Source organism: Serratia sp. CY37869 (assembly GCF_052168895.1).
Classification (GTDB): domain Bacteria; phylum Pseudomonadota; class Gammaproteobacteria; order Enterobacterales; family Enterobacteriaceae; genus Serratia; species Serratia ureilytica.
The window spans coordinates 564,845-590,434 of record NZ_JBJNLU010000003.1 but is presented as its reverse complement, the minus strand read 5'-3'; the positions used below and the strand labels follow the sequence as shown (position 1 = coordinate 590,434).

At 60.6% G+C, this 25,590-nt stretch carries 16 protein-coding genes; 2 read left to right on the top strand and 14 right to left on the bottom strand.

Annotated features, from left to right (window positions below):
* The first annotated feature begins 602 nt into the window (after positions 1-602).
* Positions 603-12,071: an amino acid adenylation domain-containing protein gene (locus tag ACJ8J1_RS18330; RefSeq protein ID WP_442520417.1), complete on the top strand. Its 11,469-nt coding sequence runs from the start codon at positions 603-605 to the stop codon at positions 12,069-12,071.
* 87 nt (positions 12,072-12,158) lie between these two features.
* Here ACJ8J1_RS18330 and ACJ8J1_RS18325 read toward each other — a convergent pair whose 3' ends face one another.
* From ACJ8J1_RS18325 to lpxO, 3 genes are all read right to left on the bottom strand, one after another.
* A complete protein-coding gene (locus tag ACJ8J1_RS18325; protein WP_422663705.1) occupies positions 12,159-12,857 on the bottom strand; it encodes a CTP synthase C-terminal region-related (seleno)protein in 699 nt (232 codons plus the stop codon).
* Positions 12,858-12,972: 115 nt separating this feature from the next.
* Positions 12,973-13,893: a kdo(2)-lipid IV(A) palmitoleoyltransferase gene (gene lpxP / locus ACJ8J1_RS18320; protein ID WP_033644438.1), complete on the bottom strand. Its 921-nt coding sequence runs from the start codon at positions 13,891-13,893 to the stop codon at positions 12,973-12,975.
* A gap of 300 nt (positions 13,894-14,193) precedes the next feature.
* The gene (gene lpxO, locus ACJ8J1_RS18315; protein ID WP_033651231.1) at positions 14,194-15,099 is read right to left on the bottom strand and encodes a lipid A hydroxylase LpxO; all 906 of its coding nucleotides are present in this window, start codon (positions 15,097-15,099) and stop codon (positions 14,194-14,196) included.
* Positions 15,100-15,347: 248 nt separating this feature from the next.
* Between lpxO and ACJ8J1_RS18310 the strand changes: the two genes are divergently transcribed.
* On the top strand, positions 15,348-15,689 hold the full coding sequence (locus ACJ8J1_RS18310) for a hypothetical protein (RefSeq protein WP_033644442.1): 342 nt from the start codon (positions 15,348-15,350) through the stop codon (positions 15,687-15,689).
* A gap of 128 nt (positions 15,690-15,817) precedes the next feature.
* On the opposite strand, the gene fis is transcribed toward ACJ8J1_RS18310, so the two are convergent.
* The 11 genes from fis to acuI all read right to left on the bottom strand — a co-directional run bounded on the left by fis (position 15,818) and on the right by acuI (position 25,554).
* Positions 15,818-16,114, bottom strand: coding sequence for a DNA-binding transcriptional regulator Fis (fis, locus tag ACJ8J1_RS18305; RefSeq protein ID WP_000462905.1), 297 nt, complete (start codon positions 16,112-16,114; stop codon positions 15,818-15,820).
* Positions 16,096-17,100 (bottom strand): tRNA dihydrouridine synthase DusB, encoded by a 1,005-nt coding sequence (gene dusB, locus ACJ8J1_RS18300; RefSeq protein ID WP_033644443.1) that lies wholly within the window; start codon positions 17,098-17,100, stop codon positions 16,096-16,098. Before dusB ends, fis begins: the two co-directional genes overlap by 19 nt.
* A gap of 394 nt (positions 17,101-17,494) precedes the next feature.
* The gene (prmA, locus tag ACJ8J1_RS18295) at positions 17,495-18,376 is read right to left on the bottom strand and encodes a 50S ribosomal protein L11 methyltransferase (RefSeq protein WP_033644444.1); all 882 of its coding nucleotides are present in this window, start codon (positions 18,374-18,376) and stop codon (positions 17,495-17,497) included.
* 11 nt (positions 18,377-18,387) lie between these two features.
* Entirely contained in the window at positions 18,388-19,833 is a 1,446-nt protein-coding gene (panF, locus tag ACJ8J1_RS18290; protein WP_004936863.1) for a sodium/pantothenate symporter, read from the bottom strand.
* Positions 19,823-20,065 (bottom strand): YhdT family protein, encoded by a 243-nt coding sequence (locus tag ACJ8J1_RS18285; protein WP_033644445.1) that lies wholly within the window; start codon positions 20,063-20,065, stop codon positions 19,823-19,825. Before ACJ8J1_RS18285 ends, panF begins: the two co-directional genes overlap by 11 nt.
* Positions 20,066-20,216: 151 nt before the next feature.
* On the bottom strand, positions 20,217-21,566 hold the full coding sequence (gene accC / locus ACJ8J1_RS18280; protein ID WP_019453177.1) for an acetyl-CoA carboxylase biotin carboxylase subunit: 1,350 nt from the start codon (positions 21,564-21,566) through the stop codon (positions 20,217-20,219).
* A 12-nt stretch (positions 21,567-21,578) separates the two neighbouring features.
* Positions 21,579-22,046, bottom strand: a complete 468-nt coding sequence (gene accB, locus ACJ8J1_RS18275; protein ID WP_033636178.1) for an acetyl-CoA carboxylase biotin carboxyl carrier protein — start codon at positions 22,044-22,046, stop codon at positions 21,579-21,581.
* A 32-nt stretch (positions 22,047-22,078) separates the two neighbouring features.
* The gene (gene aroQ / locus ACJ8J1_RS18270; RefSeq protein WP_004936891.1) at positions 22,079-22,531 is read right to left on the bottom strand and encodes a type II 3-dehydroquinate dehydratase; all 453 of its coding nucleotides are present in this window, start codon (positions 22,529-22,531) and stop codon (positions 22,079-22,081) included.
* Between the two features lie 287 nt (positions 22,532-22,818).
* Positions 22,819-23,418: a protein-methionine-sulfoxide reductase heme-binding subunit MsrQ gene (gene msrQ, locus ACJ8J1_RS18265; protein ID WP_016930241.1), complete on the bottom strand. Its 600-nt coding sequence runs from the start codon at positions 23,416-23,418 to the stop codon at positions 22,819-22,821.
* Positions 23,419-24,420 (bottom strand): protein-methionine-sulfoxide reductase catalytic subunit MsrP, encoded by a 1,002-nt coding sequence (gene msrP / locus ACJ8J1_RS18260; RefSeq protein WP_033644446.1) that lies wholly within the window; start codon positions 24,418-24,420, stop codon positions 23,419-23,421.
* Positions 24,421-24,576: 156 nt separating this feature from the next.
* A complete protein-coding gene (gene acuI, locus ACJ8J1_RS18255) occupies positions 24,577-25,554 on the bottom strand; it encodes an acrylyl-CoA reductase (NADPH) (RefSeq protein ID WP_033644448.1) in 978 nt (325 codons plus the stop codon).
* Between the last annotated feature and the right edge of the window lie 36 nt (positions 25,555-25,590).

Sequence of the window (25,590 nt, the reverse complement as noted above, 5' to 3'; positions counted from 1 at the left end):
GGGGCGGGCTCTGCCGCCCCATTGACATTGTCTGCGGTTGGGAACGGTGCCGTTGATTTGCGCACGAAAAAACGCAAAATTTTTTCAGCATAATTTTTCCCATTGTTATAACAAAAAGCGATAGAGCCGCTGCCGATAAAACCGGGCATAAATTTCGATGACAATGAATTAATTAAATTATTAATTATTGTTTTTCAAACAATAAAGTATAACTTATTGATATGGAGAGGCTCTTATCGTAAGAATTGCTGCATATTAATCTAGATGAATAATACAAAAAAATATTAATTATTCTCTAATCATCTCAGGTTAATACAAGTTCAATACCCTCGTCATCCCTGAGTAATATCGGGGAAATAAAATGGTCATTTATTCCCTTTCGCACGTTTCGCCAAAAAAAATATCCTCTCCTATACTTCACAGCTCAGCAAATTGAGGCACAGGGGGGACCTCTGGATTAGCCATTTTATCCTTTCTTAGTTGGGGGAGACCCAGCTTTTCTACGGTTTTTTTATTCTGACTTGAACTGTCGGGCGGCCTGTCTTTGCCTAAATCCTGACGGTCTATTTCATTAACGTAATGAAAACGTGCTAGAGAATATTATGAACAAACAAACTGATGTGAAGAGTGGGGAATTCCGTGCAGGGTCTCAGGCCGCAACGGAGAAAGTTGAGCTGCATGAAATAACAACCGCCCAGCGTGAACTCTGGCTGGGGGAAAACATCTCCAAAGATTTGTCGTTCAATATCTGGGGCTACGGACAGGTCGACGGGCCGCTCAACGTTAAACTGCTGCGGCAAGCCATCGACGCCATCGTCGAAGAAACGCCGGCTCTGCAAGCGCATTTTGTGGAAAAAGACGGTGAGCTTTATCAATACCGCGCGCCACGTACACATGAGCCGCTGTTCACGCTCGATCTCAGCAAGGAACCCGATCCTCTGCAGGCGGCCAGACGTTGGATGGTGGCGGATTCGGCGCTGCCGCGCCGCGCTACGGGAGAAGAACCTTTTAGTTTTTATGTCATTACGCTCGCACCGCAGCGCTACATCCTCTATCGCCGTTTCCACCATATGATCACCGACGGCCGCAGCGCTGAGGAAGTGATGCGGCGCATCGCGGCTTACTATAACGCGCTGGCGTCCGGCGGCGTCATCCCTGAATTCGCCAACTGCAATTTCTCTCTGCTGTATGAAAACGACATCAAGTACCGCGACTCTTCGCGCTTTTCTTCCGATCAGGCGTTTTGGCGGGAATACACCGCCGCCACGCCGCAGAGCTTGTCACGCAGGGCCGTATTGACGCCGGACGCTGCGATGCACCACAACACGCAGCTGCTGGAAAAAGACGCCCTGGATCGGCTGCAGCGGCAGGCCGACAATATCGGCGTACACCGTGCGCATATATTGGCCGCCGCCGTAGCATTATGTTTCTACAGCTTAACCGGCAGCGAATATCTTAATTTCAGCATGCCGGTGACCGGGACAAGGGAACGAAACAGTATTGGTATGACCTCTAACGTTGTCCCTTTGATTATTAAGGTTGAACCTCAACTAAGTCTGGCTGAATTTATCCAGAAAGTGGCGGCTGAAATAGCGAAAGTGGTTCGCCATCAATTATATCGCGGGGAGGATATTCGGCGTGATAATGGCGCGACGGATTCCGCCTGGTTTGGCCCTTCAATTAACATCGTTTCTTTCGACCACGGCGATCCTTTCTGGGGATGCCGCACCCGTTGGTATTACGGTGGCAATATTCCGTCCGGCGATCTACAGATTATGCTGTATGAAGACCAGCAGGCGAATGAACTGGACGTCACTTTTTCTGACGCCGCCTATGCAAATTCATTAGACGATCTGGATGTTTTGCAGCGTCGTTTCCAGTTCATTTTACGCGCGCTGAACGCTTCAACGACGGGAACGATCGAAGCGTTGGATCGGCAAGTGGCGACGTTGGCGGATGCCGAGGCCGGCGGCAGCTTTTACGCCAACCGGCGGCAACCGCCTGCCGGCGGCATCATCCGTTGGGATCGCCCGGCTCAGGCGCTGCAGCGCCTGGTGAGCTCGCTGAGCCATGGCGCGGGATGCGCGACGAAGATACTGTTGGCGGAGCGCGTGCTGGGCGTGACGACGCTGCTGGCGGTGAGCGATGAACGCCAGGCCGAACCCGGCACCCTGCTGCGCATCGAGACCGACGGCTGGGAGATCGCCGCGCATCCCGGCGTGGTGCGCGTCGGGCCGTTCTTGCGCGCCGACGACTCGATTCAGCCGGGTGATGCGCTGGCGCAGGCCTGCGGCCTGTCTGTCGGCTCGGTCTTGCCGACGCTTAGCGATGCCGAAGCTTCGCTGTTAGGCGCGGCGTATGGCGCCAGCGCTGACAGCGCCGCTTTCTGGCAACCGCGTCTGACACGCTTTTATCCGGCGCCGTTCCCGCCAGGGCCTGACCGCCGGGCGGACCTTCCCGCACGCTGGCAGGCCACGGCCTGGCAGCGCCTGGAAAAGATTGCCGGCGAGCAGGTGCTGGCGGCAGCAACCCTCTATCTGGCGCGCATGTGTAATGAAACCGATTTTCAGCTGGGTTGGATTACGTCGAACGATCGGGATTGGGGACGTTGGGCTCACCTGAGCGCGCGCGTGCTGCCGCTGCAGGTCTCAGTTGATCACTCCTACAATTTCCAGCAGGCATTGGCCGCGCTGGAACAAGAATACGGCCGGTTGCGCGCTCATGCTGATTATCATCCCGCGTTGCTGACGGGCGATGCGGATCTGCGGGCGCCCCAAGCTTGGCCGACGGCGGTATCGATCGTCAGCCGGCGTTCAGAGACAGGGTTGCAGCCTGAAGACGAGGGCTTGGCTGCCATCATGGCTTCCGGCTCGCGCGCGGTATTGCAAATCTGCAAGGCTGACGGCGCCTTCCGTTGGGTATACGACGCCGCCTCAGTGGCTGACGAACAGATGTTGCGTGCGACGCAACATCTGCTGATGCTGCTCAACGACGCGGTGAGAGCGGGCTCTCATCGTCGCACCATCGGCGAACTCAATCTGGTTTCCGAGGAAGAACGCACGCAGTTGCTGCAGAGCCTCAATCACACCGTTGCTTCGCACTCGCCGGCGGCGTGTCTGCATCGGCTGTTCGAAGCGCAGGTCAAACGCACGCCAGATGCGACGGCGATGACATACGGCGACGACAGCCTGACTTACGCTGAATTGAATACCTGGGCGAACCGATGGGCCCATCGGCTGGTAGAGCTTGGCGTACAACCGGACAGTCTGGTGGCGCTGTGCGCCGGACGCGGTCTGCCGATGCTGGCCGGGTTGCTGGGGATCCTCAAAGCCGGCGGCGCCTATGTGCCGTTGGATCCCGCCTATAGCGGAGAGCGGCTACAGTACATCCTGGCGGACTCCGCGCCGGTGCTGCTGTTGGCGGATGAACTTGGCAGGCAAGCGCTGGGCGGCTGCGAGGTGCCGGTATTGGCGCTGGAACAGCCGTTGACGGGGAAAAGCGACGATCTGCAGGACGTCGAGGTGCGGCCATCACACCTGGCGTATGTGATTTACACCTCCGGTTCGACCGGCAAACCGAAAGGGGTCATGGTGGAGCATCGCCAGGTCGCGCGCTTGTTCAGCGCCACCAACGCCTGGTTTAACTTCAGCGCCGCCGACAAGTGGTGCCTGTTCCACTCATTCGCCTTCGACTTTTCGGTTTGGGAGATCTGGGGCGCCTGGTTGTATGGCGGCCAGCTGTTCATCGTACCGCAGGAGAGCGCCCGTTCGGCGCCGGACTTTTATCATTTCGTCTGCCGCAGCGGCATCACGGTACTGAATCAGACGCCGAGCGCCTTCAAAGCCTTTATCCAGGCTCAGGCACACAGCGAAGCGCGCCATCAGCTGCGCGAGATCGTGTTCGGTGGTGAAATGCTGAAGCCTTCCGATCTCGCGCCGTGGTTTGCTCGTCCAGAGAACCGGCAGACGCGATTGGTCAACATGTACGGCATCACCGAAACCACGGTGCACGTGACGTACCGGCCGCTGTCGGCGCAGGATACGGCGATCGTCGCCAGCCCGATCGGCTGCCGTATTCCGGATTTGCGGCTGTATCTGCTGGGCGGCGATGGCGAACCGGTGCCGATGGGGGCGATCGGCGAACTGTACGTCGGCGGTGAAGGGGTGGCGCGAGGGTACCTGAACCGGCCCGAATTGACGGCGGAACGTTTTCTCGAAGACCCTTTCAACCGGGCGCCGGGTGCGCGCATGTATCGCACCGGCGATCTGGCGCGCTATCTGCCGGGGGGGGATATCGAATACCTGGGGCGCAACGACCAGCAGGTGAAAATCCGCGGCTTCCGCATCGAGTGCGGTGAGGTGGAAGCGCAGCTGAGCGCCGATCCGCGCGTGCGCAGCGTAGCCGTGGACGCTATCGACGATGGCGACGGGAATAAGCGACTGGTGGCGTGGGTGGTTCCGGCGCCGGAGACGGAACGCGCTACGCTGGCGACCGAATTGCGCCGGCATCTGCAGGCGCGGTTGCCGGACTATATGGTGCCGGCGGCTTACGTTTGGCTGGAGGCGTTGCCGCTGACCGGCAACGGCAAATTGGACAAGCGCGCCCTGCCGGTGCTGCAGGTCGACGCCTGTGCGCGCGAGGCCTATGCGCCGCCGCAGGGCGAGGCAGAAAATCTGTTGGCGGCTATCTGGCATGAGCTGTTGGGCGTAGAACGGATTGGCCGTTACGACCACTTCTTCGAACTGGGCGGGCATTCGCTGATGGCGGTGCGCCTGGCGAACCGCGTGCAACAGGCCGGATGGCAGCTGCCGTTGCAGGCGCTGTTCGCCAGTCCGGTGTTGCACGTGTTGGCCCAGGCGCTGCAGGTTGCGCCGACGCAGGAATCGATCCCGATGCTGCCGGTGGCGCGCGATGGGGAATTGCCGCTGTCGTTTGCTCAGCAGCGTCTGTGGTTCCTGACCCAGTTGGAGGGGATGAGCGAAACCTACCATATCCCGCTGGCGTTGCGGCTGCGCGGTCGGTTGGACCGGCAGGCGTTGCAACAGGGGCTGGACGCGCTCTATGCGCGCCACGAATCGCTGCGCAGCCGGTTCATCACCCGGGAAGATCGGCCACAGGTACAGATTTTGCCGGCAAACGGGTTACCGCTTGCGTTCCACGATCTGCGACGTCACCCCGCGCAGGCTGAAACGCTGTGTCGTCAGGCGGCCACTCAATCGTTCGATTTGACGCAGGGGCCGCTGGTGCGCGCCGCGCTGCTCCGCCTGGCGGATGAGGAGCATCTGTTCCTGCTCACCTGCCATCACATCGTCTCCGACGGCTGGTCTACCGGCATACTGCTGCGCGAATTGGGCGCGCTGTACGGCGCTTTCCGTCGAGGCGAGGCCGATCCGCTGCCGCCGCCGACCTTGCAATACCCGGATTACGCAGCCTGGCAGCGTCGCTACCTGACGCCGGAACGGCTGGCGGCGCAGGCGCAATACTGGCGTGAAACGCTGAGCGATGCGCCGGCGCTGCTGACGTTGCCGACCGACCGGCCGCGTCCGACGGTACAGTCTTTCAGCGGCGCAGAAGTGCCGATCGCGATCGACGCCGAGTTGACGCAGGCGCTGCGTCAATTCAGCCGACAGCATGGCGGCACGCTGTTTATGACGGTGCTGGCGGCCTGGAGCCTGGTGCTGGCGCGCATGGCCGGACAGCAGGAGCTGGTGATCGGCACGCCGGAGGCCAACCGCGGCCGGCTGGAAACCGAATCGCTGGTCGGTTTCTTCGTCAGCACGCTGGCGCTGCGCATCGATCTTCGCGACGATCCGGATCTGCCGACGCTGCTCGAACGGATCCGCCACACAGTGCTGGCGGCGCAGGAAAACCGCGATCTGCCGTTCGAGCAGGTGGTGGAGCTGGTCAACCCGCCGCGCCATCTGGGCTATACCCCACTGTTCCAGGTGATGCTGGCCTGGCAGGACGGCTCGGTGCGCAATATTCCGCTGCCTGGACTGCAGGCCGAGAGCGCCGAGTTGGGCTATCGGATCGCCAAGTATGATTTGACGCTCGATCTGGCCGATACCGGCGAAGGCATCAGCGGCACGCTGAACTTCGCCACGGCGTTGTTCGATCGCGCCACCGCCGAGCGTTACGGCGCCTATCTGGTGCAGGTGCTGCGGGCGATGGCGACAAACGCTTCGCAGTCTGCTTCGCATATCGATCTGCTGCCGGCCGCTGAGCGCGAACTGCTGTTGTATGGCTGGAACCGAACCGCGGAAGCTTATCCGGCGCAGAACCCTGTTCACGCCCAGTTTGAACAGTGGGCGCGGCGTACGCCGGATGCCATCGCGTTGGTAAACGAGGCGGACAGCCTTAGCTACGCGCAATTGAACGCCCGCGCTAACCAACTGGCACACCAACTTATCGGACAGGGTGTACGCCCCGGCGACCGCGTGGCCACGTCGCTCGAACGCAGTTTCTCTCTGGTCATTGCCCAGTTGGCGATCCTCAAGGCGGGCGCCGCTTATGTGCCGCTCGATCCGCACCTGCCTGTTGCGCGGCAGGCGTGGATCATCGGCGACAGCGGAACGACGTTGATCCTGTGCGATCGCGATCTCGATCGCGAGATAGCCGGCGAGATCGAATGTCTGCGTATCGATCGTCTGCGGCAGGATCCGACCCACGATCCGGCGGTGGCTCGCGCCGGCGACGCACCGGCTTACATCATGTATACCTCGGGCTCGACCGGCACGCCTAAAGGCGTGATGGTGACGCATCAAGGCATCCTCCGACTGGCGATTAACAATCGGTTTGCGGCGTTCGAACGCGGCGATCGCTTTGCTTTCGCCGCTAATCCGGCATTCGACGCCAGCACGTTGGAAATGTGGGGCGCGTTGCTCAATGGCGCCAGTCTGGCGATCATTGCGCCGGAGGTGTTGACGGATGCCGATGCGTTGGCGGCAGCGCTGGTGCGGCAAGAGATTAACGTCTTGTTCCTGACCACGTCGTTGTTTAACCAATATGTCCATAGCATCGCCGCGACGTTGGCGCAGCTGAAATATCTGATCAGCGGCGGTGAAGCCGCGGATCCGCACGCCTTTGCTCGTATGCTGAAAGAGGCGGGGCCGGTGCGTCTGGTCAATGCCTATGGGCCGACGGAAGGCACCGTTATCGCCACTGCGGCGATAGTTGAACAAGTGGGGCCATGGCAACGCCTGCCGATCGGCCGGCCGATCGGCAATACGCACATCTATCTGCTGGATGAGCATTTGCAGCCGGTGCCGCTCGGGGCCACCGGTGAGCTCTATATCGGCGGTGCCGGCGTGGCATTGGGTTATCTCAATCGCGCCGAACTGACGGCAGAACGGTTCCTGGCGGATCCCTTCAATCCCGGAGACCGGATCTATCGTACCGGCGACCTGGCGCGCTACCTGCCGGACGGCAATATCGACTACCAAGGCCGTAACGATCGGCAGGTGAAAATTCGAGGCTTCCGCATCGAATGCGGTGAAATCGAGGCGCGAGTGGCTGGTCATCCGGCGGTGCGCGAAGCGGTGGTGGATGTCCTCGGCGAAGCGAACAATAAACGGCTGGTGGCGTGGGTGGTGCCGGAGGCTGAAGCGGACCGTCAGACGTTGGCGGTGACGCTGCGGCAGTATCTGGCGGGCATGTTGCCGGAGTTTATGCTGCCGACGGCCTGGGTTGCGCTGGATACGCTGCCGCTGACGCCGAACGGCAAGTTGGATCGGCGCGCGCTGCCTGAGCCGCAAGAGGACGCCTACGTGCGTGAGGTTTACGCCGAACCGGAAGGCGAGCTGGAAACGCTGCTGGCGGGGATCTGGCGCGAGTTGCTGGTCATTGAGCGTGTAGGACGTCACGATAACTTCTTCGAACTGGGTGGCCATTCGTTGCTGGCGGTCAAACTGATGGCGCAGCTGCGCCGTGTGGGGTTGAGCGCCGGGGTACAAACGCTGTTCACCGCGCCGACGCTGTCGACGTTGGCGCAGACATTGGTCACGCAGCAAGAGGTGAGCGTGCCGGCCAACGGTATCCAACCGGGTTGCGCTTCCATTACGCCGGAGATGTTGCCGCTGGCGGCGCTGAGCCAGCCGGAGATCGACGCGGTGGTGGCGCAGGTGCCGGGCGGTGTGGCCAACGTACAGGACATCTACGCTTTGTCGCCGCTGCAGGAGGGGATTTTGTTCCACCATCTGCTGGCGGAGCAGGGCGATCCGTACCAGCTGTCCGCGGTGCTGCGTTTCGACAGCCGTGCGCGTCTGGATGCCTGGCTGGCGGCGATGCAGCAGGTGATCGACCGCCATGACATTCTGCGCACCGCGTTCATCACCCAGGGCGTGTCTTCGCCGGTGCAGGTGGTGTGGCGCAAGGCCGAGTTGTCGCTGCAAGAACTGCGGCTCGATCCGGCGCAGGGCGATATCGGTTCGCGGCTGACGGCGTTGTTTGATCCGCGCCGCGTACGGCCAGACCTGACGCGCGCGCCGTTACTGAGCTTTGTCGCTGCACGGGAAGAGGAGGGCAGTTGGTGTGTGCTCCAGCAGTGGCATCACCTGATCGGCGACCACTCGACCCTGGCGGTGATGCAGGAGGAAATCAATCTGATCCTGGCCGGACGCGGAGACGAATTGGCCAAGGCGCCGCCGTTCCGCAACGCGGTGGCGCAGGCGCGGCTCGGCGTCAGCAACGCTGAACACGAGCAGTTCTTCCGCACTCTGCTGGCGGATATCGATGAACCGTCGCTGCCGTTCGGCCTGAGCGATGTGCATGGCGAAGGGCGAGATATCTCGACGGCGCACCTGGCATTGCCGCATGCGCTCAATCAGCAGCTGCGGCGGCAGGCGCGACGGATGGGCGTCAGCCTGGCCAGTCTGTGCCATCTGGCCTGGGCGCAGGTGCTGGCGCGCGCCACCGGCCGCGATGAGGTGGTGTTCGGCACCGTGTTGCTGGGCCGCATGCAGGCCGGAGACGGGGCGGAACGGGCGCTCGGACTGTTTATCAACACCTTGCCGCTGCGGCTGGATGTCAATGAGGTTGGCGCAGAATCGGCGGCGTTGCAGGCGCATATCCGGCTGAGCGGACTGCTGGCCCATGAGCATGCGCCGCTGGCCTTGGCGCAGCGCTGCAGCGGCGTCGCCGCGGGCACGCCGCTGTTCAGCGCCCTGCTGAACTATCGGCATAACAGCGGCGAGGAGACTGCCTTGCCGGCCGGCGTGACGCTGTTGGATAGCCAGGAACGCACCAACTATCCGTTCGTGTTGTCGGTCGAGGACGGCGGCGATTCGTTGGGCCTGACGGCGCAGGTCAGACAGCCGATTGAAGCGCTGCGCGTGTGCGGTTACATGGCGCAGGCGTTGAGCGCCTTGGCGCAGGCGCTGGAAGAGGCGCCGCAGACACCGATCTGCGAACTGGACGTGATGCCGGATGAGGAGTATGCGCTGCAGCTGTGCAGCTGGAATCATACGACGGAACCTTACCCGGCGGATACCTGCGTGCACGAACTGTTTGAACAACAGGCGCAGTTGACGCCACAGGCCGTCGCCGTGATCCAGGGGGAGCGGCAGCTCAGTTACGCGCAGTTGAATGCGCGCGCTAACCGGTTGGCGCACCGGCTGATTGAGCGCGGCGTACAACCGGGCGATCGGGTCGCGGTGCGGCTGACGCGCAGCATCGAACTGGTTTGCGCCCAACTGGCGATCGTCAAGGCCGGTGCGGCGTATGTGCCCCTCGATCCGCAACTGCCGACCGCGCGTCAGGCGTGGATCGTCAATGACAGCGGCGCGTGTCTGATGCTGGCAGAGACCGCCGGCAATGAGGGCATTCCGCAGCTGCCGGTCGAGGATTGCGAAGGCAATGACGGTAATCCGGCGTTGCGATTGTCGAGCGGCACGACGGCCTACATCATGTATACCTCCGGTTCGACCGGTACGCCGAAAGGGGTCATGACGCCGCACCAGGGCATTACTCGTTTGGTGCGCAACAATCGCTACGCCGCCTTTGACGCTGAAGACCGCGTTGCCTTTGCCGCCAACCCGGCGTTTGACGCCAGCACGATGGAGGTGTGGGCGGCCCTGCTGAACGGCGGTGCGCTGGTGGTGATAGCGCCGGAGGTCATGATGGAAGCCGAACGTCTGGCGGCCGAACTGCAGCGTCATCGCATCACCACGCTGTTCTTGACCACCGCGTTGTTCAATCAGTATGTGCACAGCATCAGCGGCGCGCTGGCGCAGCTGAAATATCTGATCAGCGGGGGGGAGAAAGAGGATCCGGGCGCTTATGCGCGGTTGCTGCAAGAACAAGGGCCGGTGCAACTGATCCATGCCTATGGGCCGACGGAAACCACGACCTTTGCGACCACGGCGCGTATCGAGCGGGCCGAAGGGGAGGCGCGTTTGCCGATTGGTAAACCGATCGGCAATACCCGCACGTACTTGTTGGACGCCCGTGGGCGCCCGGTGCCGATGGGGGCGATAGGAGAACTGCACATCGGCGGCGTGGGGGTGGCGTTGGGATACCTGAACCGGCCGGAACTGACGGCGCAGCGTTTCCTGAGCGATCCGTTCAACCCGGTCGGCGGCGGCCGCATGTATCGTACCGGCGATCTGGCGCGTTATCTGCCGGACGGTTGTCTTGAATACCAAGGGCGGTGCGACCAGCAGGTCAAGTTGCGCGGGTTCCGCATCGAACCGGGCGAGATCGAGGTGCAGCTGGCAGCGAGCCCGTGGGTGCGGGAAGCGGTGGTGCAGGTTTGTTCGACGGAGCACCACCCGCGTCTGGTCGCCTGGATCGTACCGGCGGCCGAGGGGGAACGCAGCGCGCTGCAAGGGCAGTTGCGGGCCTATTTGAGCGAACGGTTGCCGGAGTACATGGTGCCGTCGGCTTATGTCTGGCTGGATGCGCTGCCGTTGACCGCCAACGGTAAGTTGGATCGGCGCGCCTTGCCGGAGCCGGAGTGTGCGGCAGTCGGCGCTCGGGAGTATGCGGCGCCTCAGGGTGAGACCGAAACGACGCTGGCGCGGGCATGGTGCGAGCTGCTCGAGATTGGCCAGATAGGACGCCACGACAATTTCTTCGAGCTCGGCGGCCATTCACTGCTGGCGGTGCGTCTCTCCAGCCAACTGCGTCAGCAAGGCATCACCTTGCCGGTACAGGCGATCTTCAACCATCCGATCTTGGCCGAATTGGCCGAACGGATCGATCGTCGCACCGCCGAGGCTCCGCTGTGCAAAGCGGTGCCGGCTCGCAGCAGCGGCAGCCGACCGCCGCTGTTCTTCGTCCCGACCGGCTTTGGCGATCACTCTTATGTATTTGAATTGGCCAAGGAGATCGATGAAAGCTTCCCGGTCTACGCTGTGCCGTGGCCGGCGGTGGAGGAGAAGCCGGCGACCATGAGCGACATGGCCGCCAGCGCCGTGGCGTTGATTCGCGAAGTGCAGCCGCAGGGGCCCTACCATCTGGCGGGGTACTCTTCCGGCGGGGTGTTGGCCTATGCCATCGCCGAGCAACTGCAATCGAGCGGGGAAGCGGTCGCTTTCCTGGGGCTGATTGACACGTTGCGGCCGGTGGAGGCGATGCACAGCCCGGTCCAGCTGTTGCTGAACTGGGTGGAATCCACGCAGGAGAGGCCGGATCCGCAGTTCTGTCAGCAGTTGGCCGAGCTGCCGCTACCGGAGGCGATAGCGGCCGTGCAACGCGCCGGGATCAAGACTCAGCGTGCGGAAGTGGCCGACGAGGCGGCCCTCTGGCAACAGCGACACCATTACGCCAAGCTGGTGGAGGCGACTCAGGTGCAGCCTGCATCGCTCAAGATCCATCTGTTCAAGGCGAAGCAGGAGCAGGTTTCCGCCAATTCGCAGAACGAGCAGTTCCAGGCGTACTGGCAGAAGATCAAGCAGGCGGGATATTGCCGCGAAGACGCTTCCGCGCTGGGATGGGATAGGCTGTTGCCGCCGGCGACCGTCCGCGTCAGCCAGGTCAACGGCGACCATGTGTCGATGATGGAGCATCCGGTTCACCGGCGTGAGCTGGGCCAGCACTTCAATCTGGCGTTGCGCGATCTCGGACAGGCGTAAGTCGGCGGGATAGACGATCAGAAAGCCCTCGCAAGAGGGTTTTTTTTATCCGGTGACAACGCCCCGATGGCGCCGATGAACCTTTGTTTACCCGTTGGCGGCGGCTTTGACGAGTTCCACCACCAGCGGTGAAAGCTCGCCGCGCAGCGCGGCGCGTTCCGACTGGAAAAGCGTGGCGGCGTAAAAACGCCGGCCCGGCAGTTCGATGGCGCGTACGTCGCCTTCGGTGTCGTGGCCGCTGATGATCAGCGGGAAATGCTGCAGATCGGCGACGAAGTCCGGATTCACGCCGAAGTTGCAGTGGTAGCCTTCATGGGCGTTCAGGCTGCCGTAGGCCTGCGCGACGCGGGTGTCAGGCTGAAAAACGATGTCGCCGGTTTTTTCCACCAGCGAGCAGCTCAATGGGGCGATCACCAGCCGGCCACCGCTGTCGGTTTCCGCATGACCGGCGTCGTGCCAGCCCATCACATTGCGGGCGTATTCGACGATGGCGTATTGAAAACCGCCGCAGGAGCCGAGGAACGGCACGTCGTTTTCCCGCGCATGACGGATCGCCATAAACGCGCCGTCGTCGTGACGATACGGGCTGCCTGGCACTACCCAGATGGCGTCGAAATCTTGCAGCGCGTCGGGGGAGGTCAGGGTTTCGGTCGGGAGCCACTGGGGCTGAACGTCGATGTCGAGGTGGGCGGCGGTGAGCTGGAGTGCCACGGGGATAGCCTGGTGGGCCACGGCTTGCGGGTTGTAATCACCGACCAGAGCAATGCGGACTTGAGCTTTCATCATTTCCTTTCCTGTGCGGGTAAAAAAGGAGATTACAGGAAAGCGGGAGCCCGAGCCGCAGATTTTTTAAACGCGGCGCACAAAAAAGCCCGGCGTTGGCCGGGCTGAAAAAAGAGGGTCAGTACAGCGAGGGCGCGCCAGCCGGTCGGGTTTTGAAACGGCGGTGCAGCCACATGTATTGCTCCGGCGCCCGCATGATCTCTTTCTCGATCACTTTGTTCATGTAAGCCGCCGCCGCCTGTTCATCGCTGAGCGGATAGTCTTCCAGAGCCGGTTGGATCAGCAGGTCGTAGCCGCGGCCACCCTCGCGGCGGATCAGCACCACCGGCACCAGCGCCGGGTTGGCCATGCGCGCCAGCATGAAGGTGCCGCTGGTGGTGGCAGCCTTATCGACGGCGAACAGCGGCGCGAATACGCTGCCGCGCGGGCCGTAGTCCTGATCCGGCGCGAACCACACCGCCTCGCCGCGCTTGAGCGCATGCACCATGCCGCGCAAATCCTTGCGATCGATCATCGCCTTGTTGGAACGCATGCGGCCTTTGGTCTGCGCCCATTCCATCGCCTTGTTGTTATGCGGACGGTACATCGCCATCATCGGCTGACACAGGCCCATCGCCCGGCCGCCCAGCTCCAGCGACATAAAATGCACGCCGATCACCAGCACGCCGCGCTCGTCGCGCTGCGCCATTTTGAGGTGGTTGATGCCGGAGACGTTGAACCAGCGCTTGACGCGTTTATCTGACCAGAACCAGGCCATGCCGGTTTCCAGCAGGCCCATGCCGAGGGATTCGAAATTGCCCACCACTTTGCGCTCGCGCTGCGCTTCGTCCATCTCGGGGAAGCACAGCTCGAGGTTGCGACGGGTGATGGTGACGCGGCGCTTGAGAAAACGCATCGAGGTGCGTCCCATCCACACCCCCAGACGGTAGAGCAGTGGATAGGGGAGCTGTACCAGCAGGAACAGCAGAGCGAGGCCGAACCAGGTTAGCCAGTAGCGCGGGTGCAGCAAGGCCAGTTGAAATGCTTTGGCTGATTTCATAGAAACTCGTTTTATACGTTAAAAGGGGCAGCAAGCTGTAACGCATAAAGGTTCCACTCGATAGCGATACGACTACTCAGACACCCGGGTACGGCCAGGGTTTAGTCGGAATTCCATAATTGACTAAACATTTACATTCGAAGGGCGGTTTGCGCTGCTATCAGGCTTCGGAGGGATAGCTGTTGGCCAGCGGAGGCGGCTCTAGGAATGCTTATGCTAACACAGGGTACGGGGTGCGGCGGAAGAGGGGCATGCGAATATTCTCATTCGCGTTGCCCCTGAGTTGAGGATTGGCGCGTTTTACAGGCTGGGAATGATAATCGCGGCGAAGATCGCGGCGATCACCAGCCATTTCAGCAGGTAGTAACCGCGGCGGTTGCGCGCTTTCAGGCGTTGGCCGGCATCGCGCACCGCGTTGACGTATTTGAAGATGCGGTTGATGCCGCCGGTGCGGTCCTGATCGTCGTTCGGCGAACTGGCCGCCGACATCAGCGTAGCGCCGACCCAGTGGTTGACTGCCTGCGCCCAGCGCCATTTCATCGGCCGCTCGACGTCGCAAAACAGAATGATGCGCGTCTGATCGGTGGCGTTCTGCGCCCAGTGCACGTAGGTCTCGTCGAAGATCACCGCCTCGCCGTCGCGCCAGCTGTGCTGCTCGCCGTCTACTTCGATGAAGCAGCGATCGTCGTTGGGCGTCATCAGCCCCAGGTGATAGCGCACCGAGCCGGCGTAAGGATCGCGGTGTTTACCCAGGTGGCTGCCGGGCGGCAGCTCGGCGAACATCGCCGCCTTGACCGACGGGATGCGGTTGAGCAGCTCGACGGTTTTTGGACACAGCGTCTGCGCCGAAGGGTGACTGTCGCTGTACCATTTCAGATAGAAACGTTTCCAGCCGCGTTTGAAGAAGGTGTTGAAGCCGGCATCGTTATGCGACTGCGCCTTTTTGATATGATCCTGCAGGCGCACCGCTTCTTCGCGGATCGTCTGCCAGTTGTCGGTCAGCGTCTGCAGCTCCGGGAAGCCTTTTTCGTCGAAATAGGGCTGTTTGGCGGGCAAACGGGAGAAACCGGTCATAAACATGTTGATCGGCCCCATAAACGTGGAGTGATCGAACAGCTGACGGGTAAGCTTTTGTTTCTCTTTGCCGCGGGAGTGTGCGTAGAGGAAGCTGATGATAAAAATGCCGATAATGATCGCGGCAACCATAGAATCCATCCCTGTTAGTGCTTGTTAAAAATTCGTACAAATTATAGTTTTGTGACAGGAAAAATTTAACTTTTTCGTGCGCTTTCCCCGCTCATGCTGCTTAGTGGCATAAAAAATCAATAAAACTGTTTGTAATAAAATTTTATATCGATTTTTTTGGTTTTAGTACTATTCTTAAATCGTTCAAGGGGCGTTTCATGCCATCTTGTTTCATGACGAATGGCACGTATCTGAGAAAAGAGGGACTTATGAAGAAATCAATCATTGCCTTGTCTGCACTGCTGCTCGCTTCCCCGGTGTTCGCTGCTGAAACCGCGACCAACACCGCCGCTCACGCCAGCAACGAGGTTGTCGCTGAGGCGCATAAAGGGGCGGATACCGCCAAAGAAAAGCTGCACCAGTCTCAGGACAAGGGTGAAGAGCTGAAGCTGAAAGCCAAGCACGCCGCCGAAGGCAAGAGCGATAGCGTTGGCAGTAAAGTGAGCGAAGGCTCGCAAAAAGCCTGGCACTCCACCAAACAGGGTACGGAGAAGGCTTGGGACAAGACCAAGCAAGGGGCGGAAAGCCTCAAAAACAAAGCGACCGAGTAAGGTCTCCGCTTTTTACCCCAAGGGCCGCGTTGGGCCTTTTTTATTGCCTGCAAACCGGGCGTGCCCCAAAGAAAAAGGCGCTTATCAAATGAGATAAAGCGCCTTTTCAACACGTTAACTGACTAGTATCAGTTCATGCCGTATTTTTTCAGCTTCTTGCGCAGCGTGCCGCGGTTGATGCCCATCATCAGGGCTGCGCGGGTTTGGTTGCCACGGGTGTATTGCATCACCATGTCCAACAGTGGCTGTTCAACTTCAGCCAGTACCAGCTCATACAGGTCATTTACGTCTTGACCGTTCAGTTGAGCAAAATAGTTCTTCAGTGCTTGTTTAACCGAGTCACGCAGAGGCTTTTGAGTCACCTGATCTTGTGAGTTAACGGTAGAAACGGTCAGTACGTCAGAATTTACGCGTTGTTCGAACATAGTTCTGTCAGCTCTTTTTTTACGCTAAGATTTTCGAAATATGCCTCCAACGCCTCCAGCTGTTCGCTGGCATCCTCTATGGCGTTGAATGTGCGCCGAAACTGGTCATTCGGAGCGTGTTCCTGGAGATACCAGGACACGTGCTTACGAGCAATCCGGAATCCCTTGCCTTGGCCATAGAAGCCGTGCAATTCCCGAATGTGCCCAATCAACAAGCGCTTCACCTCGCCAAGCGGCATCGGCGGCAGCAACTCCCCAGTGTCCAGATAATGCTGGATTTCCCGGAAGATCCAGGGTCTCCCCTGAGCAGCGCGGCCTATCATCAGGGCATCGGCCCCGGTGTAGTCGAGCACTGCTCTGGCTTTATGCGGGTCAGTAATATCCCCATTCGCGATAATCGGAATGGAAACACTCTGCTTAACTGCCCGAATGCTGTCGTATTCCGCGTTGCCGTTAAACAGACAGGCGCGGGTTCGGCCGTGAATCGTCAGGGCCTGAATACCACAGTCTTCGGCCAGTTGGGCAATCTCTACACAGTTACGGTGCTCTGGCGCCCAGCCGGTGCGAATCTTCAGCGTTACCGGCACATCCACCGCGTCGACCACCGCGTGGAGGATCCGTTTAACCAGATCCGGGTACTGCAACAAAGCGGACCCGGCAAGCTTCCGGTTCACTTTTTTGGCCGGGCATCCCATGTTGATGTCGATGATCTGCGCGCCGCTGGCCACGTTGATACGCGCGGCGGCGGCCATATCATCAGGATCGCATCCGGCAATTTGCACGGAGCGGATCCCAGGTTCATCGCTATGCACCATACGCAGACGCGACTTATCCGTCCGCCACACCTCCGGGTTGGAGGAGAGCATTTCGGATACAGCCATCCCAGCACCCATTGCATGACAGAGGGTTCTGAACGGGCGATCTGTAATACCGGCCATCGGGGCCGCAATCAGGCAATTAGTAAGCTGGTGGTGTCCAATGCGCATAGACAAAGAGTGACCATACTGTGTCCGCAAGGGCGCGTATATTACGCATTTTTGCGTCGAGATGAAAGGCCAAACTTTAACCAATTGGCCCGATATTAGGACGGAAAATACGCTACGCGGCGATTCATAAAAATATTATATATATTTTACAATAAGTTGACGAAAAGTGCTTATTTTGTGTGCGGCAAAATATTCGCCTTTGCGCAGGATATTATCTGCATTCGCCCGCTATTTTTGCCGGGATAGCCTGCCTGGAAGGCGCATTCTCAGGGCGATCCGTCGTTGAGCGGCGAAAAATTGCATAAAATTTTGTGCCGCCCGAGGGCCGATCGCCGGACAAAAAAAATCCACCGGCGCAGGGCCGGTGGACGAGAGGGGCACTATACCGTGACGCTTACTTGCGGCGGCCGGTAATGCGGCACCACTCTTCGCGCTCGGCGACCGGGTCGAGCGTGAACTTCTCTGCGTAGGCTTCCGCTACGCTGCTCGCCTGGCTGGCCAGCACGCCGGACAGCCCCAGATGGCCACCGGCCTTCGGCAGACAGCCGATCAGCGGCGCCAGCTCGCGCAGCGGGCCGGCGAGGATGTTGGCGACCACCACGTCCGCCAGCAGGTCGGCAGGCTGGTCTTTCGGCAGATACAGCTCCAGACGCTCTGAAACGCCGTTACGCTGCGCGTTGTCGCGGCTGGCCTGAATGGCCTGGGGATCGATGTCGATGCCGATAGCGCGCGCCGCACCCAGCTTCAGCGCGGCGATCGCCAGGATGCCGGAGCCGCAACCGAAGTCGATAACGGTTTTGCCGGCCAGATCGAGGCCGTCCAGCCACTGCAGGCACAGCGCGGTGGTCGGGTGGGTGCCGGTGCCAAACGCCAGGCCCGGATCGAGCATCACGTTGACCGCGTCAGGATCGGGCACGTCACGCCAGCTCGGGCAGATCCACAAGCGCTCGCCGAAACGCATCGGGTGGAAGTTGTCCATCCACTCGCGCTCCCAGTCCTTGTCTTCCAGCTGTTCTATCTTGTGGCGGAAACCGGCGCCCAGCAGCGGGTGCTGTTCCAGCATCGCCACCACCTCGGCCATATCGGTTTCGGCGTCGTACAGGCCGATCACATCGGTATCGCCCCACAGCAGGGTTTCACCCGGCAAGGGTTCGAACACCGGATTGTCGTGGGTGTCCTGGAAGGTCACCGACACGGCGCCGCTTTCCACCAGCGCGTCGCTCAGGTCTTCCGCCTGGCTGCCGGTGGTGTTCAGTTTGAGTTGGATCCAAGGCATAGCAATTCTCTTCAAGAGGGTAATGATGACGCCGCCCGGCGCTTTTCGCCGACGACGTTACCGAGATAAAACGCCAACAGGCTGAGCAACAGCGAAGGCACGATAGGGTGCAGCCCCGCCGGTTGCAGGTTGAAGCTGGCCAATAGCGTATAGCATACCGCACCCGACACCATTGAGCTAAGCGCTCCCTGTGCATTGGCGCGTTCCCAATACAGGCCCAGCACCAGCGGCCACAGGAAGACCGCCTCCAGCCCGCCGAAAGCCAGCAGGTTGAGCCAGATGATCATCTCAGGCGGCCGCCAGGCCGCCAGCAGCACCAGCAGACCGAGGATCAGCGTGGTCAGGCTGGAGAAGCGCTTGATCAATCGCTCGTTGTGGATCTGCTGCGGCCGCACGCCCAGGTAGAGATCCTTGATGATGGTGGCGGAGGATTGCAGCAGTTGGGCGTTGATGGTCGACATGATCGCCGCCATCGGCGCCGCCAAAAAGATCCCGGCGGCGTACGGCGGCAGCACGGTGATCATCAGCGTTGGGATCACCTGATCGGGGATCTTGAGATCGGGCAATACCGCGCGGCCGAGCGCGCCGGCCAGGTGCATGCCGAACATCAGCACCGCCACCACTACGGTGCCGAGCAGAATGCCGCGATGCACCGCCTTGCTGTCCTTGTAGGAGATGCAGCGCACGGCGGTGTGGGGCAGGCCGATCACCCCAAAGCACACCAGGATCCAGAATGACGCCATAAACGGCAGGCTGAGGATCTGATCGCCGCCCTGCGGCGACACCAGCGCCGGATCGATCTGCTGCAGTTTGCTTACTGCGCTGTCCAGTCCGCCGGCGGCATGGATCACCGCCACCAGCAACAGCACGGTGCCAAGCAGCATCACCAGCCCCTGCATGGCGTCGTTCAGCACGCTGGCGCGGAAGCCGCCGAAGGCGGTGTACAGCGCGATGCTGATGCCGAAGATCAGCAGGCCGGTGTCATAAGGAATGCCGGCAGCGGTCTCCAACAGGCGGGCGCCGCCGATGAACTGCACCGTCATGGCGCCGAGGAACGCCACCAGCAGGCTGAGGCTGGCCAGCCACACCAACAGGCGGCTTTGGTAGCGGCCATACAGCATGTCATTGAGGGTAATGGCGTTGTAGCGCCGCGCCAGGATAGCGAATTTCTTGCCCAGCACGCCGAGCGACAGCCACACCGCCGGCAGTTGGATCATCGCCAGCAGTACCCAGCCCAGGCCGTATTTGTAGGCGGCGCCGGGCCCGCCGATAAACGAACTGGCGCTGATGTAGGTGGCGGTCAGGGTCATCGCCAGCACAAAGCCGCCCATCGAGCGGTTGCCGAGGAAGTATTCGCTGAGGAAATTTCCGTTCTGACGGCGGCGATAGGCATACACCGACAGGCCGAACACCAGCAACAGGTAGGCGACCAGCGGCAGGATCACTTCAGTTTGCATCGCTGTCCTCCAGCGAAATGTCGCGGAACACCGTGCGCACCATCAGCCAGCACAGGCCGATGAACAGCAGCGGCACCAGCAGGCAGGCCATTTCGAACCAGTGCGGCAGACCGGTGACGCCGATGGCGCTGTCCGGCAGGTAGGCCGCCAGCCCCCAGGCCAGCAGGTAGAGCAGCGTCAGCCCCAGCGCCCAGCGCGCTTCGCGGTGCGCCTGAATAAAGCGTTTGTCCATCCGTGTCTCCCATAGGTTTACGGTGATGGATTCATCAAAGGTAGGGAATTTTACGGCATGACGGCGTTTTGCCAAGCCGTTACTGGCGTCAGCGCCAAAGAAAAAGGCCGGTGATTAACCGGCCTTTCGTCAGACGATGCTGCGTGCCTGCTTAGGTTTCCTGCAGACCCAGCTTCTTCTCCAGATAGTGGATGTTGGTGCCACCGTGCTGGAAGTTTTCGTCGTTCATGATCTTCTGCTGCAGCTCAACGTTGGTTTTGATGCCGTCGATGATCAGTTCAGCCAGGGCGTTCTTCATGCGGGCAATCGCCACGTCACGGTTTTCGCCGAAGGTGATCAGCTTGCCGATCATGGAGTCATAGTACGGCGGTACGGTATAACCGGCGTAGATATGAGATTCCCAACGCACGCCGAAACCGCCTGGCGCGTGGAAGCGGGTGATCTTGCCCGGGCTCGGCAGGAAGGTGTTCGGATCTTCGGCGTTGATGCGGCATTCTACCGCGTGGCCGTGGATCTTCACTTCTTCCTGTTTGATCGACAGCGGCTGACCGGCAGCGATGCGCAGCTGCTCTTTGATCAGATCCACGCCGGTGATCATTTCGGTAACCGGGTGTTCTACCTGAATACGGGTGTTCATTTCGATGAAATAGAACTCGCCGTTTTCATACAGGAACTCGAAGGTGCCCGCACCGCGGTAGCCGATTTCCACACAGGCTTTCGAGCAGCGCTCGCCGATGTAGCGACGCATTTCGCTGGTGATGCCCGGCGCCGGCGCCTCTTCGACCACTTTCTGGTGGCGGCGCTGCATGGAGCAGTCGCGCTCGGCCAGATAGATGGCGTTGCCCTGGCCGTCGGCCAATACCTGAATCTCAATGTGGCGCGGATTCTCCAGGTATTTTTCCATGTACACCATGTCGTTGTTGAAAGCCGCTTTGGCTTCCGCTTTCGTCATGTTGATGGACTGCTCAAGGTCTTTGTCGCTGCGCACGACGCGCATGCCGCGACCGCCGCCGCCGCCGGAGGCCTTGATGATCACCGGATAACCGATGCGCTTGGCGAAGGCACGGTTTTTATCCATGTCGTCGGTCAGCGGGCCGTCGGAGCCCGGTACGCACGGCACGCCGGCTTTTTTCATGGCGTTGATCGCGGAAACCTTGTCGCCCATCAGGCGGATGGTTTCGGCTCTCGGGCCGATGAAGATGAAGCCGGAGCGTTCAACCTGCTCGGCGAAGTCGGCGTTCTCCGACAGGAAGCCGTAGCCCGGGTGGATCGCCACGGCGCCGGTGATTTCCGCCGCCGAGATGATGGCCGGGATGTTCAGGTAGCTTTTTACCGATGGCGCAGGACCGATGCAGACGGTCTCGTCGGCCAGCAGAACGTGTTTCAGATCGCGGTCGGCCGCGGAGTGAACCGCAACGGTCTTGATGCCCAATTCTTTACAGGCGCGCAGGATGCGAAGCGCGATCTCGCCGCGGTTGGCGATAACAATTTTATCAAGCATGGGGGCGCCTCGTTATTCGATGACGACCAGCGGCTCGTCATATTCGACCGGCTGGCCGTTTTCCACCAGGATGGCTTTCACGACGCCGGACTTGTCCGCTTCGATCTGGTTCATCATTTTCATGGCTTCAACGATGCACAGGGTATCGCCGGCGTTCACTTTCTGGCCCACTTCCACGAAGGCTTTCGCGTCCGGGCTTGGGGTGCGGTAGAAGGTACCGACCATTGGGGAACGAACGACGTGGCCACTCACGGCCGCCGGTGCTGCAGGGGTTTCTGCCGCAGGCGCGGTGGCAACGGCGTTAGCCAGGGCTGGCTGCTGCTGTGCCGGCATCGCGTAGGCCTGCTGCATGACGGGATAAGCCTGCGCCGGTGCGGCACGGCTGATGCGAACCGATTCTTCGCCTTCAGAGATTTCCAGTTCAGAAATGCCTGATTCTTCAACCAGTTCGATCAGTTTCTTGATTTTACGAATATCCATGAGTGTGATTCCGTACTCTTTTTGTGGAGCAATTAGTGGGTTTTCGACAGACGGTTAACCGCTGCCTGTAAAGCGAAAGCGTAGCCATCCGCGCCGAGGCCGCAAATCACGCCTACCGCTACGTCTGAGAGATAAGAGTGATGGCGGAAAGGTTCGCGGGCGTGCACGTTGGACAGGTGGATCTCGATGAACGGGATCTGCACCGCCAGCAACGCATCGCGCAGCGCCACGCTGGTATGCGTGAACGCCGCCGGATTTATCAGAATGAAATCGGTATTGCCGCGCGCCTGATGGATGCGATCGATCAGCTGATGCTCGGCGTTGGACTGCAGATGGCTCAGGGTAATATCCAATGCGGATGCCTGGTTTTCCAATCCGTTAACAATCTCTGTCAGCGTCGTGCTGCCGTACTTCTCCGGCTCACGCGTCCCCAGCAGATTGAGATTGGGGCCGTTCAGAAGCAAAATGTGAAACTTATCCGCCATTGTGCTGGTATCTCCGGCAATAAAACCATCATCGTAGAAAATAACCCGATGTTACCGATTTGTCACCTGTTAAGGGGCAAATTCACCCTGAGAACAGAAACAAGGTCGGGCATTATAACGATATCGTAGCAATTCGCAGCTAAATACTGGTCTTATCAGCGAAGATATTCAACCCCAAATCGACGAACTCGGGGAGCCGTGACAGGAATATGAGCGCTGGAACACAAAAAAAGTTCCCGCCGGCGGCGCGCGTTTTTCAGCGGCAATCCCACGCGCCGCCGCGCGATTCAGCGCCACCAGGCGCGGAATTTCTTGTAACGCAGGCCTAACAGCGCCACCGCCAACAGCGCGTAAATGAACGGCTGGGGTGAAAACGTTTTGACCGACCACAGATAGTGGATGGGCGCGAGGATCGCCGCCAGATAGACGAAGTTGTGCAACGTTTGCCATTTGGCGCCCAGTTTGCGCATCGCCCACAGCGTCGAGGTGGCCGCCAGCGCCAGCAGGATCAACCAGGTGAGGATGCCGAGCGTCAGATACGGGCGGTTCACCAGCTCGCTGCCCAGCAGGCCGAGATTGCTCAGCCCCAGTTCCAGCGTAGAGTAGCTTATCAGGTGCAACGTGCCCCAGGCAAAGCACCACAGCCCGACCAGGCGGCGGCAGCGGATCAGCAGCGGTTGCCGGGCGTAGCGCGCCAGCGGGGCGATAGCCAGCGTGGCCAGCAGCAGTTTCAGCGTCATCCTGCCGGTAAAATGCTGAATGTCCTTGGACGGATCGGCGCTGAACCAGCCCTGATCCACCGCCAACACCAGCCAGAGAAAGGGCAAAAACGCCGCCAGATGCAGGGCGGCTTTCAGCCATTTGATATGAACAGGCGTCAGGCGCACTTAGAAATTCTCCCGCAGGTCCATGCCGCGATACAGCGACGCCACCTGATCGGCATAGCCGTTAAACAGCAGGGTCGGTTGGCGTTTGACGTCGAGTATGCCGCCGGCGCCGATAAAACGCTCGGTGGCCTGCGACCAGCGCGGATGATCGACGTGCGGATTCACGTTGGCGTAAAAACCGTACTCGTTCGGCGCAGATTGGTTCCAGGTGGTCGGCGGCTGATCGCGCACCAAACGGATATGCACGATCGACTTGATGCCTTTGAAGCCGTATTTCCACGGCGTAATCAACCGCAGCGGCGCGCCGTTTTGCGGCGGCAGGGTTTTGCCGTACACGCCGACGGTCAGCAGCGCCAGCGGATGCATCGCCTCGTCCAGCCGCAGCCCTTCGACGTAGGGATATTTCAGGCCGCCGCCGATAAAGCGATCTTTCTGGCCGGGCATCTGTTCCGGATCGTACAGCGTCTGGAAGGCCACGTAGCGCGCGTTGCCGTTCGGCTCGGCCAGCTTGAGAAGCTTGCCCAGCTCGAAACCGATCCATGGCACCACCATCGACCAGGCCTCGACGCAGCGCATGCGATAAATGCGCTGCTCCAGCGGGAAACGCTTCATCAGATCGTCGATATCCAGCGTTATCGGCTTCGCCACTTCGCCGTCGATGCGCACTTTCCAGCCTTCGGTCTTCAGCCCGCCGGCGTTGGCGGCCGGATCGGCCTTGTCGAGGCCGAACTCATAGAAGTTGTTGTAGCCGGTGACCTTGTCTTCCGGCGTCATCGCCAGCTGCGCCTGCCAGGCGGCCGGTTTGCTGAATTCCAGCGCTTTGCCCGGCGGCGCCTTGGGACGATCGTTGCCTTTGAACCACGACAGCAGGTTCGCCTGTGCGCCGGTAGGCAGCGCCAGCGTGGCGGCGGTGATGCCGAGCGCCTGCAGCACTTTGCGCCGCTGGTGGAATACGCTCTCCGGCGTGACGTCGGCCTCGGTCAATTTGGGGTGTTTGTTCATGCTTATGTTCTCCGCGACTGATGCCCGCCGCCCGCGAGCGGTTAACGGGGCTCCATGAAATAAGCATGGCGCTAAAGCCGGCCGGAAGCGAGGGGACGCGGGAAAATATGAAATTTCGCAGACGCCGGTGAGCCCCCCGTCGCCGGGGGGAGTCCGTCAGCGGATTTTCACCAGAGTGCGGCCGGTGATTTGGTTGTTCAGCAGCGCGGCGGCGGTGGCCGGCGCCTGTTCGAGGGTGATTTCGTGCGTGGCCTGCTGATAGAAACTGTCCGGCAGGATGCCGGCCAGCCGTTCCCAGGCGGTTTGGCGGCGATGCAGCGGCGTATGCACCGAATCCACCCCTTGCAGGCGCACATTGCGCAGAATGAACGGCATCACGGTGGTCGGCAACTGATAACCGCCGGCCAGGCCGCAGGCGGCGACGGTGCCGTTATAGTTCATCTGCGCCAGCACCCGGGCCAGCAGTTTGTCGCCGACGGTGTCCACCGCGCCGGCCCACAGCTGTTTCTCCAGCGGACGCGGCGTGTCGATATAGCCATCGCGCGACATCACCTCTTTGGCGCCGAGCGCTTTCAGGTAGTCGGTATTGCTGTCGCGGCCGCTGATGGCGGTCACCCGGTACCCCAGCGCCGCCAGCAGGGCGATGGCGGTGCTGCCCACGCCGCCGCTGGCGCCGGTAACCAGGATATCGCCGTCGTCCGGGTGTACCCCGCCTTCCTCCAGCGCCATCACGCACAGCATGGCGGTAAAGCCGGCGGTGCCGATGATCATCGCCTTGCGCTCATCCAGGCCGTTCGGCAGCGGCACCAGCCACTCGCCGGAGACGCGAGCCTGCTCGGCCAGGCCGCCCCAGTGGTGTTCACCCACGCCCCAGCCGGTGAGCACCACGCTTTGCCCCTCTTTAAAGCGAGCGTCACCGCTGTGGCGCACGGTGCCGGCGAAGTCGATGCCCGGCACCATCGGGAAATGACGCACGATCTTGCCTTTCCCGGTGATCGCCAGCGCATCCTTGTAGTTCAGGCTGGACCAGTTGATGTCGACGGTAACATCGCCTTCCGGCAACCGATCGCTGCCGATATCTTTGATATGAGCCAGAGTTTGGTCGTCTTGTTGTTCCAATAACAGTGCACGCATGTCACTCTTCCTCTCGTTTACACTTTTCTATCAATG